This is a genomic window from Campylobacter lari, from assembly GCF_004357905.1.
GTDB classification, from domain to species: Bacteria; Campylobacterota; Campylobacteria; order Campylobacterales; family Campylobacteraceae; genus Campylobacter_D; species Campylobacter_D lari_D.
The window spans coordinates 1-15,215 of the sequence record NZ_SMTT01000010.1 but is presented as its reverse complement, the minus strand read 5'-3'; the positions used below and the strand labels follow the sequence as shown (position 1 = coordinate 15,215).

12 protein-coding genes are annotated in these 15,215 nt (G+C 29.8%); 1 reads left to right on the top strand and 11 read right to left on the bottom strand.

Going from position 1 to position 15,215, the window contains the following annotated elements; all coding sequences use genetic code 11:
- Positions 1–29: 29 nt before the first annotated feature.
- Genes serA through pheS form a run of 7 tightly spaced genes read right to left on the bottom strand, consistent with a single transcriptional unit; the run spans position 30 to position 9,244 of the window.
- Complete coding sequence (gene serA, locus E2O22_RS07185; protein WP_133319894.1) at positions 30–1,610, bottom strand: phosphoglycerate dehydrogenase; 1,581 nt, start codon at positions 1,608–1,610, stop codon at positions 30–32.
- Positions 1,607–2,086 carry a hypothetical protein gene (locus E2O22_RS07180; RefSeq protein ID WP_133319893.1) on the bottom strand — a complete coding sequence of 160 codons (480 nt, stop codon included), beginning with the start codon at positions 2,084–2,086 and terminating at the stop codon, positions 1,607–1,609. Before E2O22_RS07180 ends, serA begins: the two co-directional genes overlap by 4 nt.
- Before the next feature lie 6 nt (positions 2,087–2,092).
- Entirely contained in the window at positions 2,093–3,760 is a 1,668-nt protein-coding gene (locus tag E2O22_RS07175) for a 30S ribosomal protein S1 (protein WP_133319892.1), read from the bottom strand.
- A gap of 55 nt (positions 3,761–3,815) precedes the next feature.
- Complete coding sequence (locus E2O22_RS07170; protein WP_133319891.1) at positions 3,816–4,652, bottom strand: 4-hydroxy-3-methylbut-2-enyl diphosphate reductase; 837 nt, start codon at positions 4,650–4,652, stop codon at positions 3,816–3,818.
- Entirely contained in the window at positions 4,642–5,928 is a 1,287-nt protein-coding gene (aroA, locus tag E2O22_RS07165) for a 3-phosphoshikimate 1-carboxyvinyltransferase (RefSeq protein WP_133319890.1), read from the bottom strand. Before aroA ends, E2O22_RS07170 begins: the two co-directional genes overlap by 11 nt.
- Positions 5,925–8,255, bottom strand: coding sequence for a phenylalanine--tRNA ligase subunit beta (pheT, locus tag E2O22_RS07160; protein WP_133319889.1), 2,331 nt, complete (start codon positions 8,253–8,255; stop codon positions 5,925–5,927). Before pheT ends, aroA begins: the two co-directional genes overlap by 4 nt.
- Positions 8,252–9,244, bottom strand: coding sequence for a phenylalanine--tRNA ligase subunit alpha (gene pheS / locus E2O22_RS07155; RefSeq protein WP_087699975.1), 993 nt, complete (start codon positions 9,242–9,244; stop codon positions 8,252–8,254). Before pheS ends, pheT begins: the two co-directional genes overlap by 4 nt.
- Before the next feature lie 85 nt (positions 9,245–9,329).
- On the opposite strand from pheS, the gene E2O22_RS07150 reads away from it, so the two are divergent.
- Positions 9,330–9,695, top strand: a complete 366-nt coding sequence (locus E2O22_RS07150) for a histidine triad nucleotide-binding protein (protein WP_133319888.1) — start codon at positions 9,330–9,332, stop codon at positions 9,693–9,695.
- A 16-nt stretch (positions 9,696–9,711) separates the two neighbouring features.
- Here E2O22_RS07150 and pckA read toward each other — a convergent pair whose 3' ends face one another.
- The 4 genes from pckA to E2O22_RS07130 all read right to left on the bottom strand — a co-directional run.
- A complete protein-coding gene (pckA, locus tag E2O22_RS07145; RefSeq protein WP_133319887.1) occupies positions 9,712–11,286 on the bottom strand; it encodes a phosphoenolpyruvate carboxykinase (ATP) in 1,575 nt (524 codons plus the stop codon).
- Between the two features lie 10 nt (positions 11,287–11,296).
- Positions 11,297–13,075, bottom strand: a complete 1,779-nt coding sequence (locus E2O22_RS07140; protein ID WP_133319886.1) for a biotin/lipoyl-containing protein — start codon at positions 13,073–13,075, stop codon at positions 11,297–11,299.
- Positions 13,076–13,133: 58 nt separating this feature from the next.
- On the bottom strand, positions 13,134–14,468 hold the full coding sequence (locus E2O22_RS07135; RefSeq protein WP_133319885.1) for a sodium-dependent transporter: 1,335 nt from the start codon (positions 14,466–14,468) through the stop codon (positions 13,134–13,136).
- 9 nt (positions 14,469–14,477) lie between these two features.
- On the bottom strand, positions 14,478–15,215 hold a 738-nt coding region (locus E2O22_RS07130; protein ID WP_165955281.1), incomplete at its 5' end, for a sodium-dependent transporter.

Below are 15,215 nucleotides of genomic sequence, written 5' to 3'. Positions count from 1 at the left end.
ATTGTAACAATTAAGGCTTATAAAAAGCCTTAAATTTCTGCATATTCTGCAAAAATACAAGCATCAATAGCTCTTAATTCCTCAAGCAAAGCTTTTGAAATTTTCGTATCAAGCAAAATTACAGCCAAAGCTTTTCCAAAGCCATTTCTACCAAGTCTAAAATCAGCTATATTGACATTATTTTTGGCTAAAATTCCGCTAACATTAGCAATAACTCCTGGTATGTCATTGTTATTTAAAATTATCATTTTCCCTTTTGGTTTAAAATCTACATCAAAACCATTTAATTCTACTATTCTTTGTTCATTTTCACCAAAAATAGTTCCTGAGATAGAAAGGTTAGAATTATCTGTAATTACTTTTATAGTGATTTTATTACTATAACCACTACTTGGTAGAATACAAGAAGAAAGTTCTACGCCCTTATCTTTAGCTACAAAATGTGCGTTAATATAATTAATATTCTCACCTAAAATTCCTCTTAAAACACTCACTGTTGCAAAAGTTAGTAAAGACTCATTATACTCGCTAATTTGTCCTTCGCTCTCAAGTTTAATAGCCTTAATAGGAGTTTTATCAAGCTGAGCAGCCAAAAAGCCCATTTTGGAAATAAGCTCAATATAAGGTGCTACAAAACTTGGTAAATCTTCAGTTTTAATCGGTAAATTTAAAGCATTAGGATAAGAAATTCCTCTTGCAGCATTTAAAGCTTGCTCGCATGCTTGGATAGCGATATTTTCTTGACTTTCTAAAGTGTTTGCACCAAGATGAGAAGTAACAGAAACATTTTCAAAGTCTAAAAATGGATGATTAGTTGCTGGTTCTTTATTAAACACATCGATACCAAGCCAAGCTATTTTACCACTTTTTAAACCTTCACACAATGCATCTTCATTATAAAGACCACCTCTGGCACAATTTATCAATCTTACCCCATCTTTCATTTTAGAAATTTCTTCAAAAGAAATCATATCTGTTGTTTCTTTTGTTTTTGGCGTATGTATGGTAATAAAATCACTTTGAGTTAAGATTACATCTAAAGAATTCACACACTCTATACCCAAATCAGTCATTTTAGAAGCTACCACATAAGGATCATAAGCTATAACTTTCATACCAAAAGCTTTTGCACGTACAGCCACTCTTGAACCTATATTACCAAAACCTATAACTCCTAAAGTTTTATTCATAAGTTCAACACCATACCACTTTTCTCTTTCCCATTTTCTTTGTATTTTTAAAAAATTATGAGCATTTACAAAAGATCTTGCAGAGCATAATAAATGATTCATAGTAAGCTCAACTGCTGCTATGGTATTAGCCGTTGGTACATTCATTACTATAATGCCTTTTTTAGAGCATTCATCTATATCAACATTATCAACCCCAACGCCTGCTCTAACTAAAGCTTTTAAATTAGAACATGCATTGATAAATTTCAAATCCACATCCGTTGAACTTCTAGTAATAGCAACATCTACATCATTTAATTTTGTTAAAAGTTTATCTTTAGGCAAATGTGCTGCTTCGATAAGCTCAACATCATCAGCTTTTCTTAAAAGTTCTACGCCTTTGTCTAATATCGCATCACATACAATAATTTTTTTCATAACCAAACCTCCTTTAATTTTGCATTTATGTTATAAATTTTTAATTTGTCGATCAGTGTATTTAATACTTTTTCATTATTTGTATCTAAATAAATTGCCACTTCATCTTTACTCTGTGTTAAAGTGTATTTGATAAAAAAAGAATGCAGAGTTTGCTTTAAACAAAACATAGAATAAACATCATTTTTATTTACATCGAGCATATAAAATTTTTGTTTTGGCTTTACTACAGAATCATCCATATTAAAACTCATATAAAATTCATTTGCTGCTGGAGAAAAATCATTGATTTTAATATTTGAAAGTTTATCTTGCCAAGTTTGTGGTAACTCTTTTTTTATTTCATCAAAAGAATATTTAACATTTTGTGAGATAGGTAAATTCCCAATATCTACATATCTCACCATAAAAATAAAAGCAATAAATAAAATTAGGCTTAAAAAACCTAAAATACCATAAAGGGTATATTTTTTCATTTTTTATTATAAAAGTTGATCTTTGATAATATCACCTAAAGTTACTTTGTCATTATCATTGATTTCATTTAATGCTTCTCTTTCTTTCATTCTTGCAAGGCTTTTTACGCTTAAACGAATTCTATTTTTCTTTTCATCAATGAAAACAATCAAAGCTTCTATTGTATCACCTACTTTTAAACTTGAAAAATCAATATTACCTAAATCCTCTTTATGAATAAGCGCATCAACGCCTTCTTCAAGCTCTACAAAAACTCCAAAATCTTTAATATCTCTAATTTTACCAGAAATAACATCATTTACTTGGTGTTTTTGAGCATAAACTTGAACAGGACTTTTTTGTAATTCTTTAGTACTTAAAGAAATTTTTTGATTTTCTTTATCTAGTTTAATGATTTTAACTTCTACAACATCACCAACTTTATACATATCTTTACATTTATCACTTCTATTCCAAGAAGCATCTTCATTATGCAATAAACCTTCTAAATTAGCAATTTTTATAAAGGCGCCAAAATTAGTCACAGAAGTAACGCTGCCTTTTAGCACATCACCTACTTTATATGATTTTAAAAACTCATCAAAAGGTTTTGCTAATAAATTTTTTAAAGAAACTCTAAGTCTTCTTTCTTTAGCATTAATTTCAATCACTTCCACATCAAGCTCTTGACCTTCGTTAATATAGTCTTTTGGATTTTTAGCATTTTTATCCCAAGAAATTTCACTTATATGTAAAAATCCTTCTATATCATTTCCTAAATCTACAAAAGCACCATATGGTTCTATATTTGAAACCGTAACTTTAATAGTATCGCCAACTTCTAAACCATCTTTAATTTCATCCCAAGGATCAGGCATGGCAAGTTTTATAGATAAAGAAAGATGTTTTTTATCTTTATCATATTTAATCACTTTTACAGGAACTTTATCACCTTCATTATACAACGAACTAGGATTTACTGGTCCTTTATAAGAAATTTCGCTATAATGAACTAAACCATCAACACCACCTACATCAACAAACATACCGTAAGTAGTGATTTTTTTAACAACACCTTCTATAATTTCTTCTTGATTTAATACATTTGAAATAATTTCTTTGCGTTTTTTTCTTTCCTCATCTACTATTTTTTTTCTAGAAACTACTATACTCTGAGCTTCTTTATCTATTTTTATAATTTTAACTTTAAAAGTTTTATTGATAATATTGTTTGAATCTTTAAAACTGCTTTGTGATTTTGGTAGGAAAAACTCCACTCCATCTTCATCCACAGCTACAAAGCCACCTCTATTTTTACCAATGATTTTTACATCAAATATACTTTCATCATCTTTATAATTGTTAATAAATTCTTTAACTTTTTGTTTTCTTAAAGCTTTTTTATGAGAAAGTAAAGATCTGCCACCGCGAGAACCTACTATAGCAACTTCTAATGTATCACCTTCTTTGAAGATAAATTCGCCTTTTTCGTTTTGAATTTCTTCTGCTACTAAAATACCTTCTGATTTTTGTCCTACATTTACAAATACCTCATCGCCTTTAATCGCGACAATTATACCCTGTGTAGTTGCCTCCTCATCAGACTTAAAAGATTCTTCAAGCATTTGCTCAAAATCTTCTTCTATGATAATATCCTCTAGTCTGTTTTGAACTTTTTTGTTCACCTCGCTCATTGTGGTCCTTTGTTTTAAATTTTAATTGTTGATTATAGTATTGTTTTCTTTAAACTTAGTTAATTTTGGCGTATTCTTTGATTTTTTCCAAAACCAAATCAATCACCCAATCAGGTGTAGAAGCACCCGCACTAATGCCACATTTTTCTTTACCGCTAAACCATTCTTTCTGAATTTCTTTTTCATTTTCGATTAAATAACTATCTTCACAATAGTTTTTTGCTATCAAAAAAAGCTGTTTAGTATTGGCTGAGTTCTTCCCTCCAACTATTATCATTACATCACTTTTTTTAGCAAGTTCATTGATTGCTTCTTGATTTTTAAAAGTCGCATCACATATTGTATTAAAAACACGCACTTCCTTAACCCTAAGCATTAAAAAATTTACAATTTCCATAAATTTTTCTATCTTTTTTGTAGTTTGTGATACTACTGCAATTTTAGAAGGCAATTTAATATCAAGCAATTCTTTTTCATCAAGCACTACATAAGCTTTAGTACTTACATAACTTCTAACCCCTTTTACTTCAGGATGATTTTCATCCCCAAAAATAACAACTTCATAACCTTCATTGCTCATTTGCTCACAAATTTTTTGAGGTTTAGTCACAAAAGGACAAGTTGCATCAAAAATTTCTATATCTTTTTGCTTTAATTTTTCTAAATCTTGCTTTGTAATACCATGGGTTCTAATAATGGCTTTTTTTTCTGCGTTTAATTCATTGATATCATTTAATGTTTTAACATTATAATTTTTCCAAAGTCTTGTGATTTCTTCATTATTATGAATTAAAGGTCCTATAGTAGCTGCATCTTTAATCTGCTCGGCTTTTTTAATAGCTCTTTTTACTCCAAAACAAAATCCATAACTTTTTGCTAATTCAATCTCCAATCTTAGCTCCTATTTGCTTTAAAATCTCAATAAAATTTGGAAAAGAAGTTTTGATGCATTCACTATCATCTACTTCCATTCCACATCTTAAACCTAAAATTAAAAAACTCATCGCAATTCTATGATCTCCAAAGCTTTCTATTTTAGCATTTTTAACTTCGCCGCCTTCTACTTCAAAGCCATCTTCAAATTCTTTTACTTTTATGCCACATTTTTGCAAATTTAATACAATTGATTTGATTCTATCACTTTCTTTTACGCGCAATTCTTTAGCATTTTTTATAATGCTTTTTCCTTTTGCACAAGCAAAAGCTATAGCCAAAGCTGGAATTTCATCAATCAACCATGCGATATTTTCACTCACATTTACCGCCTTTAAAGGCGCACTTTCAACACAAATTTCTCCAATACTTTCAAAATCTTTATTAGTAATATTATAAGTGATCTTTGCACCCATTTTTTCTAAAATTTTAAAGGCTTCAATGCGTGTTTTATTTAACAAAACATTTTTTAAGACTACTTTTGAATGAGGTAAAATACAAGCAGCTAAGGCAAAGTAAAAGGCTGATGATGGATCATTTGGTACACATACTTCAAATGCTTTTAATTTTTCTTTTAAAGGATTGATTTTGATAAAAGTTTTATCCTCATTTAAATACTCAATGCAAGCTCCCATTTTATTAAGCATAATCTCACTATGATCTCTTGAAAGCTCAACTTCTTTAAAATAACTTTCTTTTTTGGCAAATAAAGCTGCTAAAATTAAAGCTGATTTTACTTGAGCTGAAGCAATATTACTACTAAAGTCAAAACCATCTAACTTAGCCCCTTGTATGCAAATAGGCGCTAAATTTGCATTAGCTCTTCCAAAAATCTTAGCTCCTAAACTCATCAAAGGCCCACTCACTCGCTTCATTGGCCTAGCATTTAAATAACAATCTCCACTAAGAACAAAAAATTCATCTTCAATAGCACTTAAAAAACCTATTAAAAGTCTCATAGCTGTACCTGAATTTCCACAATCTAAAACGCAATTTGGAGATTTTATATATTTTGGAGCTTTAATATAAATTAATCCATCAATTTCTTCAACTTCAGCTCCTAAAGCTTGAATGATTGCTAAAGTATGTAAAGTGTCTTGTGCTTTTAGATAATTTTTAATCTTACAAGTTCCTTGAGTAAGCAAAGAAAAAATAGCAAAGCGATGAGATATAGACTTATCAGAAGCTATATCTTCAAGCTCTACTTTAAAAGAATCAATAGGACTTATCTTCATCGAAGTTTTAAACCATGCTCATCATCTAAAGCTTTGATGATTTTATCAATATATTCAAGGATAATATTATCTTCTAAAGTTTTTTCAAAATCTCTAAATACCAAATTAATAGTCAAGCTATAAAAATCGCCTAAATTTTCATCTGTATATAAATCTACCACTCTAAAGCTTTCTAATCTTTCGATATTTAATTTAGCAATAGTGTGTTTGATTTTTTCATATTCAAAACCCTTAGGTATTACTATACTTAAATCCCTGCTCATAGATGGAAATTTAGAATATGCTTTAGCGGTTTTAAAGTCTTGTTTTAAGCCTTCCAAATCAAGCTCACAAATATAAGTTTTAACCAAATCCCTTTCATTTTCTATACTTAAATGTACTCTACCTACAAAACCTATACGCTTGCCATTTTTATATACATTTGCTTGTTCATATGGGCTTAAAAATGCATATTCTGATTTTTGTAAACTAAACTCACCTATAATGCTTTTTAATTCTACTAAAAAGGTATAAAAATCTACCAAAACAGGTTTGGCCTTATTTGTGATTTTAGCTTCTTCTTTGTAACCACTAAAGATCATCGCAAATTTAGCATGCTCGTTTGAAAACTCATCAAAAACACTACCACACTCAAAAAGCTTGATTTTCTTTTTTGAATTTCTTAGATTAAAGCTTACTGCATTTAAAAGATGATTTATTAAAGTACTTCTTAAAGTATTAAGTTCGTTAGTAATAGGATTAATGAGTTTGTTTTTAATACATTTAAATCCTAGCTGACTTAATTCTTCTTCATTATCCAAAACATAATGCACACTTTCAAAATATCCATTATTACTTGCTTTTAATCTTAAATTTTTAAGCTCTTGATAATCAAAATATACTTGATTTAAGCGATTTTTTTCTCTAAATTCTAAAGCTTTTGATGGGATATTATCAATACCGATAATTCTTACTATTTCTTCACTAATATCAGCTATATTTACTATATCACTACGGTGAAGTGGAATTTTAATATTAAATTGTTCATCATTTACCACACTTATTTCAAAGCCTAGTTTTCTAAGAATTTTGACTAAATTATTTTTATCTATAGGCATACCAATGATTTTATCAATCTCTGTACCAAAAATCCCAATAATATTTGCTTCATTTTCTTTAAAAACTTGTTGGCTTCCTGAAAAAACACCCATTGCACTAATTTTTAAGCACTCATTAAATAAATACTCCATTCCCAAAGAAAGCTTAGGCTCACTGCCTCTTAAAGAACGATATATAGTATCATTTTTCTTTTTATAAAAGGCTATTGCATTTGCTATAGTTTGAGGATGAGTATAGTTTGCTTCTATAATGATGATTTTACTCTCATCATTAATTTTAAATTTATCTTCTTGCTCTATACCTGCTAAAGCAATCAACTCATCTTTATAATAAACCCCATACTCTCCATGCTCTTGAGTTTTAATCTCTAAAACAATCTTTTCATCAATTTGACAATCTTGACAAAGCTTATGAAAATCATAAGCACAAAAAATCACTCCACTTGCATGAGTTGCATAAGTTAAAAGATTTTCTATGTTGTTATTTTTATATGCTTCAATCAAAGCAAGACGAATTTGTATCGTGATATTTAACTTAAATTCTTCTTTAATCTCTAGTGCCTTATAAGCAAAAAATCCTTCAACATCACTTTGATTTTTAACACTTAGTATTCTTCCTATACCTACGCTATTTTCACTTTCTTTTAAAGGGTTTAATTCTTTTAAATTTAAATCAAGTGCTGCACTTAAATCTCTAGCAACACCATATAAACTCAAGCAATCCCCGCGATTTGGAGTAAGTTCTATTTCAATTAATTCATCATTAAACAAATCATATTCATTAAGAGCTTTTCCTAAAACTAACTCTCCCATACTTTCATCTAAAACCATAATGCCTTCATTACTTTTTCCAAAACCAAGCTCACTAGAAGAGCAAATCATACCCATAGATTCAACCCCTCTAAGTTTGGCAGGTTTTATCTCAAGTCCGCTAGGAAGCACTGCACCTACTAAAGATACGGCTACAAATTGATCTTTATCAACATTTTTTGCACCACAAACAATTTGTAAGATTTCATTCCCAACATCTACTTTACAAATATTCAATTTATCTGAATTTTCATGTTTAACTTTTTCTAAAACCTTACCTATTACAACTTTTTGGGGAGCTTTAACACTTTTGAAACTATCAACCTCTAATCCTATGGAATTTAAAGTATTTACTATAGTTTGTGTTGATATTTCACTTAAATCAATCCATTCATTTAACCAATTTCTACTAATAATCATCTAAATTGCTCCAATAATCTTAAATCACCTTCAAACATAGAACGCAAATCAGGAATTTTATGTAAAAGCATAGCAAAACGCTCCACACCCAAACCAAAAGCATAACCACTTACATTTTTATAACCAACAAATTTATAAACATTAGGGTCAACAACGCCACATCCTAAAACTTCAAGCCATCCTGTTTGCTTACAAACCCTACATCCACAACCTTTACAAAACACACAAGAAATATCTACTTCAGCAGATGGCTCTGTAAAAGGAAAAAAGCTTGGTCTAAAACGCACTTTTACATCGCCAAACATATGTTTTAAAAAATGCTCTAGCATATCTTTTAAATTTGCAAAATTTACCTTATCGCCTTCTTCTACCACAAGTCCTTCTACTTGATGAAACATAGGGGTATGAGTAATATCAAAATCTCTTCTAAAAACTGCACCTGGTGCTATCATTCTAATAGGTGGTTTTTGAGATAGCATAGTTCTAATTTGAACTGGAGAAGTTTGAGATCTAAGCAAGGTTTTATCTTCAAAATAAAAAGTATCTTGCATATCTCTTGCAGGATGATTTTGTGGTAAATTCAATGCTTCAAAATTATGAAAATCATCCTCGATCAAAGGCCCTTTTTCTATACTGAAATTTAAAGCTGTAAAATATTCTATGATTTTATCCATAGTTTGCATGATTGGGTGCAAAGCACCTGCATTTGAAGTTTCATCAAAAAAGCTAAAATCTTGCACATCTTGTTTCATTTTTTCATTTAAAGCTTTTTCTTCTAATTCTTTTAATTTTATTTGATAAGCCTCATTAAATTCATCTCTTGTTTTATTTAAACCATTGGCAAATTCTTTTTTTTCTTCACCTTGCAAATCTTTTAACTTTGCAAATTCTAAAGTCAAAATACCCTTTTTTCCTAAAACACTTACTTTTATATTTTCAAGCTCTGCTAAAGTATTTACAGAAGCAATTTTTTCTATCATATCTTGCAATTTTAGCTCCAACTAAATTTTTTTTAAACATTCTAATGTAAAATTATTTAAAATTAGCAAAAAATAACAAAAAAAGGATTACTAAATGAGAGAAAAAACCGTATTTGAACTAATCGTAGAAGGAAAAATCCCTGCTAATAAAGTTTTAGAAAGTGAAAAATTTTTAGCTTTTCATGATATCAATCCTAAAGCACCTATTCATATTTTAATCATTCCAAAAGAGCATTTTGAAAACTTTCAAGAATTAAGACCTGAATTAATGAGTGAAATGACACAATTTATCCAAGAACTAGCTACTCTTTTAGGACTTGATAAAAGTGGGTATAGATTAATCACAAATTGTGGAAAAAATAGCGGACAAGAAGTTTTTCATTTACATTTTCATATGTTAGGTGGATTTGAGTTTCCAAAAAATAAAGAAACCCAAATCAATCCTCAATCTTTATTCTAAAAAGAGCTAACTCTTTTTAGATAGCAGGACCAGCTAGTTTAAATTCTGCTCCTTCTTTTACATCTTCATACCGTTTGAAATTTTCTATAAACATTTTTGCAAGCTTTAATTTAGTTTCTTCATAAGCTTTTTTATCCTCCCAAGTATTAACAGGGTTTAATAACTTACTTTCTACACCCGCTAATTCTTTTGGAACTGCAAGATTAAATAAATCATAGTTTTCAAACTCACAATTTTGTATACTACCATCTAAAATCGCATTAATGCAAGCTCTAGTAGCTTTAATACTCATTCTTTTGCCTACACCATAAGCTCCACCGCTCCAACCGGTATTTACCAGATAAACATTTACATTATGCTTGCTGATTTTTTCGCCCAAAAGTTTTGCATAAACAGTTGGGTGTAATGGCAAAAACACTTCTCCAAAACAAGCTGAAAAAGTCGCAACAGGTTCGGTAATGCCTCTTTCAGTACCTGCTACTTTAGCAGTATAACCACTTAGAAAATAATACATTGCTTGTTCTTTACTGAGCTTACTAACCGGAGGTAAAACACCAAAAGCATCCGCTGAAAGGAAAATGATATTACTAGGATGACCTGCACTAAGGCTTGGCTCGTGATTTAAAATATGCTCTATCGGATAAGAAACTCTAGTATTTTCAGTTTTAGAACCATCATTGAAATCAACGCTTAAATCATCTTTTAAAACTACATTTTCTAAAAGTGCATTTTGCTTTATAGCTCCATAAATTTCTGGTTCACTTTGAGGATCAAGGTTAATACATTTTGCATAACAACCTCCTTCAAAATTAAACACACCCTCATCATCCCAACCATGCTCATCATCGCCTATTAATTTTCTTTTTGGATCAGTTGAAAGAGTAGTTTTACCTGTACCACTAAGCCCAAAGAAAAGCGCTACATCACCTTTTTCTCCAACATTAGCACTACAATGCATAGAAAGTTTATTTTCTAGTGGAAGCCAATAATTCATCATAGAAAAAATTCCTTTTTTCATCTCTCCACCATACCAAGTTCCACCAATTACTGCTATATTTTTTTCTATGTTAAAAATGACAAAAACCTCTGAATTTAAACCATCTTTTTTATAATCTTCATTAATACATTTGCAAGCATTATACACCACAAAATCAGGTTTAAACTCACTAAGTTCTTCTTCTTTTGGACGAATAAACATATTTTTTACAAAATGTGCTTGCCATGCAATTTGAGTTACAAAACGCACAGCTTTACGACTTTTTAACGAAGCTCCACAATATGCATCTTGGATATAAATATCACTATTACTAAGCTGTTTTTTAGCTTTTGCTAAAAGCTTTTCAAATAATTTCTCACTAATAGGCTGATTAATCTTACCCCAAGCAATGTATTTTTGCGAAGGATCTTGTTTTACAAAATATTTATCTTTAGGACTTCTTCCAGTAAAAATCCCTGTATCTACACTAAAGGTACCATTTTTAGTACATACACCTTCATTATTGTTTTTTTCGTGCTTTAAAAGCTCATCATAGCTAAGATTGTGAAAAACTTGTCCGATATTTTCTAAGCCTAAATTTTCTAAACCTTTCATCTTTACCTCCTTATTTATAAGTCATTAAAGCTTGACCTTCACTTACGCTCTCACCAGCATTTACTAAAAGTTCTGCAATTTCTCCATCTTTACTTGCACTAATCTCAATTTCCATTTTCATAGCTTCAAGTACAGCTACAACTTGACCTGCCTTTACACTATCATTTTCTTTAACTAAAATTTTAAATACATTTGCATTCATACTTGCAACAATAGCATTATCACTTAATTGAGTTTTTGCAACTTTTGCATTATCTGCACTTACTTTTACAGCACTTTTAACATTAACATCTCTATCAAAACCTGCACTTACTTCTACATGGTATTTGTTACCATTAACTGAAACGGTAAATTGATTTTCATCGATAAGACTTGATTTTAATTTGCTATTTTTTCTAACATTAACCTTAGCTTCGCCTTTTAAGAAAGCTATGCCTTTTTCTTTACAAGCTGCAACGATAAAAATATTTTCTTCACTTGTTTCTAAATTTTCTTTTTCTAATAAGTTTTTAATATAAGCTATACTTTTGCTCTCATCAGCATCAGCAATATCTGTGGCTAATTTTGTAGTTGGTTCTAGTTTTAATTGCTCACTTGCAAGCTTAATTACTTCAAGATCTGGAGCAACGGGAGTTTTTCCAAAATATCCTAAAACCATTTTTCCATATCCATCTGCAATTTTTTTCCAAGGACCAAACATTACATTATTAAAAGCTTGCTGGAAATAAAACTGCGATACAGGAGTGACAGAAGTACCATAACCACCTTTTTCTACTACTTCTTGCATAGCTTTTATAACTTGAGGAAATTTATCTAAAATATTATTATCTCTCATCATTTGCGTATTAGCAGTTAATGCTCCACCTGGCATAGGTGAAAAAGGTATTAAAGGATTTACCGCCGTTGCTTCAGGTGGTAGAAAATAATCTTTTAAACAATCTTTTAATACTTCTTCGTATTTTAAAATTTTTTCTTCATCTAAACCAAGATCAAAATTGCTTCCTTTTAGAGCATGAAGCATTGTTAAAATATCAGGTTGAGAAGTACCACCACTAACAGGAGCTGCAGCTAAATCTATACCATCAACACCTGCTTCTAAAGCCGCTAAATAGCATGCTATGCTTACCCCTGCGGTTTCATGCGTATGTAATCTTATATGCATATTTTCAGGCAGGTTTTTTCTAGCCATTTTAATAACTTCATAAATTTTATTTGGATTTGAAGTTCCGCTTGCATCTTTAAAACAAATACTATCAAAAGGAATTTGAGCTTGTAGAATTTCTTTTAAAATTCTTTCATAAAATGGCACATCATGCGCACCTTTACATTTTGGAGGTAAATCCATTAAAGTAATGGTAATTTCATGTTTTAAACCATGTTTAACTATACATTCTCCACTAAATTTTAAATTATTTACATCATTTAATGCATCAAAATTTCTTATTGTAGTTGTGCCGTGTTTTGCAAACATTTTTGCATGCAAATTGATAATTTCTTTACTACCTGTATCAAGTGCTACGGTATTAACCCCTCTTGCAAGAGTTTGTAAATTTGCATCTTTTCCAACGATGGCTCTAAATTTGTCCATCATTTCAAAAGCATTTTCATTCAAATAAAAAAATAGACTTTGGAATCTAGCTCCACCACCAAATTCAAAATGCTTAATATCTGCTTCTTTAGCTGCTTCTAGGGCAGGAAAAAAATCATTCATTAAAACTCTAGCACCATAAACAGATTGAAAACCATCCCTAAATGTGGTATCCATCACATCAATTAACTTTTTAGCCATAATTTTTCCTTATTTTTACATCTTTGCAATTATAACTCTACTTTCTTAAAAAATAAATTTATAAAATTTGATTTAACATAATGATAATAATCGCAATAGGTGCAACAAATCTAAGTAAAAAATACCATACTTCAAAAATACTTCTACTCATAAACTTAGAAAATAAATTGTAAATTTTTATTTTTTCCACAAAAAATCCTACGAAAATAGCACTTGCAATAGCTCCAAGTGGGAGCATAAAATTAGAAGTTAATTTATCTAAAATATCAAAAAAACTTAAACCAAAAAAACTAAAGCTAGCCCCATAATTAGCACTAAAAGATAAAATACAACTCATTCCCAAAAGAAAGACTACAAAGCCTATAAAAACCAAAGCTTTTTTTCTTGAAATTTTATATTCATTTACAAGATAAAAAGTAAAAGGTTCTATCATAGAAACTGCTGAAGTAATCCCTGCAAAAAATAAAGCTAAGAAAAAATAAAAAGCTAAAAAATGTCCAAAGATAGCACCTAAATTAGAAAATAAAGTTGTTAAAGATATAAATACAAGCCCAGCTCCTTCTGCAGGATTAGCATTAAATTTAAATATAAAAGTAAATACAATAAGTCCCATCATCAAACCTATACTGATATTTAAAAGCACAATTATGGCCGAACTTGTAATTAAATTTGTATCGTCTTTTAAAGAGGCTGCATAAGTGGTAATACAACCTATACCTAAACATAAAGTAAAAAAAGCAAGACCTAAAGCTGTTAAAACAGAGTTTAAACTAAGCTTGGTAAAATCAGGATAAAACAAATAAACAAAAGCTTCCTTAAAACCATCTTGAAAAAAACAATATACTAGCATTAAAACAAGCATAATAAACAAACTTGGCATAATCCAAACATTAAGTTTTTCTATACCGCTTTTAACCCCTCTTGAAACAACAAACAAGGTAAGAAAAAAAGCAATTAAAAAATACAAACTACTTTCTAAAATACTATTTTGTATTAAATTTCCAAATAAAGCTCCTGCTTCTTGAGTATTGCTAGGTAGATAATAAATCGAAGTTATCATGTATTTTAAAACCCAACCCATAATAACAAGATAAAAAGATAATACAAAAATTCCACCGAGCATAAAAAATCCAGCAAATTTCCATTTTTGAGCATATTTAGTTGCTAAGCTTTTATAAGCATTTACAGGATCACTCTGACTTAATCTTCCCATAGCAATTTCAGCCAAAAATACACAAAATCCTATACTAATAGTCAAAAGCAAATACAAAAGCACAAAAGCAAAACCACCATTTTGGCCTACTAAGGTTGGAAATTTCCAAGCATTTCCAAGCCCTATAGCTCCACCTGCTACTGCTAATACAAAACCTATTTTAGAAAATTTATCATTCATTTTAACACCTTAGAAAAAAAGCTGTCTGGCCATGATTAAAATAACCGCTAATGGAGAAATGTATCTTAAAAAGATATACCAAATTTCAAAATATATCCCACGCATAAATGGGTAAAATAAAGTTTGTAAAGCTTCTTTTTTAAGCACAAAACCCACAAAAAATGCTGTAATTAAAGCAGAAATTGGCATTAATAAATTTTGTATGAAAAAGTCTAAAATATCAAAAAAACTTTTCCCAAAGAAATTTAAACTTGATGCACTTACATGATAAAAAGAAAGTATAGATAAACTTCCAAGAAAATAAACAATCATACCCACAAAAACCAAAGCTTTTTTTCTTGAAATTTGATAACGATTTATAAGATAAAAAGTAAAAGGTTCTATCATAGAAATAGCCGAAGTAATCCCTGCAAAAAATAAAGCTATAAAAAAGGCTATGGCTAAAACATTTCCCAAAAATCCTAACTTTGCAAAAAGCGTTGTTAATGATATAAATATAAGTCCTGGACCTTGTTGAGTAGGATCAGCTCCGAATTCAAATATAAAAGTAAATACAATAAGTCCCATCATCAAACCAATGATAGTATTAATAATGATAATATTTAAAGCACTACTTATAAAATTTGTTTTATCGGGCAAACTTGCTGCATAAGTTAAAATCACACATACACCTAAAGACATACTAAAAAATGCAAGCCCTAGTGCATCTAATATAGAATTAACACTTAATTTTGAAAAATCAGGTAC

Excerpts from the sequence above, each read along its gene's own strand:
- E2O22_RS07150 (WP_133319888.1), top strand. The coding sequence starts at position 9,330 with ATGAGAGAAAAAACCGTATTTGAACTAATCGTAGAAGGAAAAATCCCT.
- pckA (WP_133319887.1), bottom strand. The coding sequence starts at position 11,286 with ATGAAAGGTTTAGAAAATTTAGGCTTAGAAAATATCGGACAAGTTTTT.
- E2O22_RS07175 (WP_133319892.1), bottom strand. The coding sequence starts at position 3,760 with ATGAGCGAGGTGAACAAAAAAGTTCAAAACAGACTAGAGGATATTATC.
- pheT (WP_133319889.1), bottom strand. The coding sequence starts at position 8,255 with ATGATTATTAGTAGAAATTGGTTAAATGAATGGATTGATTTAAGTGAA.
- serA (WP_133319894.1), bottom strand. The coding sequence starts at position 1,610 with ATGAAAAAAATTATTGTATGTGATGCGATATTAGACAAAGGCGTAGAA.
- aroA (WP_133319890.1), bottom strand. The coding sequence starts at position 5,928 with ATGAAGATAAGTCCTATTGATTCTTTTAAAGTAGAGCTTGAAGATATA.
- E2O22_RS07135 (WP_133319885.1), bottom strand. The coding sequence starts at position 14,468 with ATGAATGATAAATTTTCTAAAATAGGTTTTGTATTAGCAGTAGCAGGT.
- E2O22_RS07140 (WP_133319886.1), bottom strand. The coding sequence starts at position 13,075 with ATGGCTAAAAAGTTAATTGATGTGATGGATACCACATTTAGGGATGGT.
- E2O22_RS07180 (WP_133319893.1), bottom strand. The coding sequence starts at position 2,086 with ATGAAAAAATATACCCTTTATGGTATTTTAGGTTTTTTAAGCCTAATT.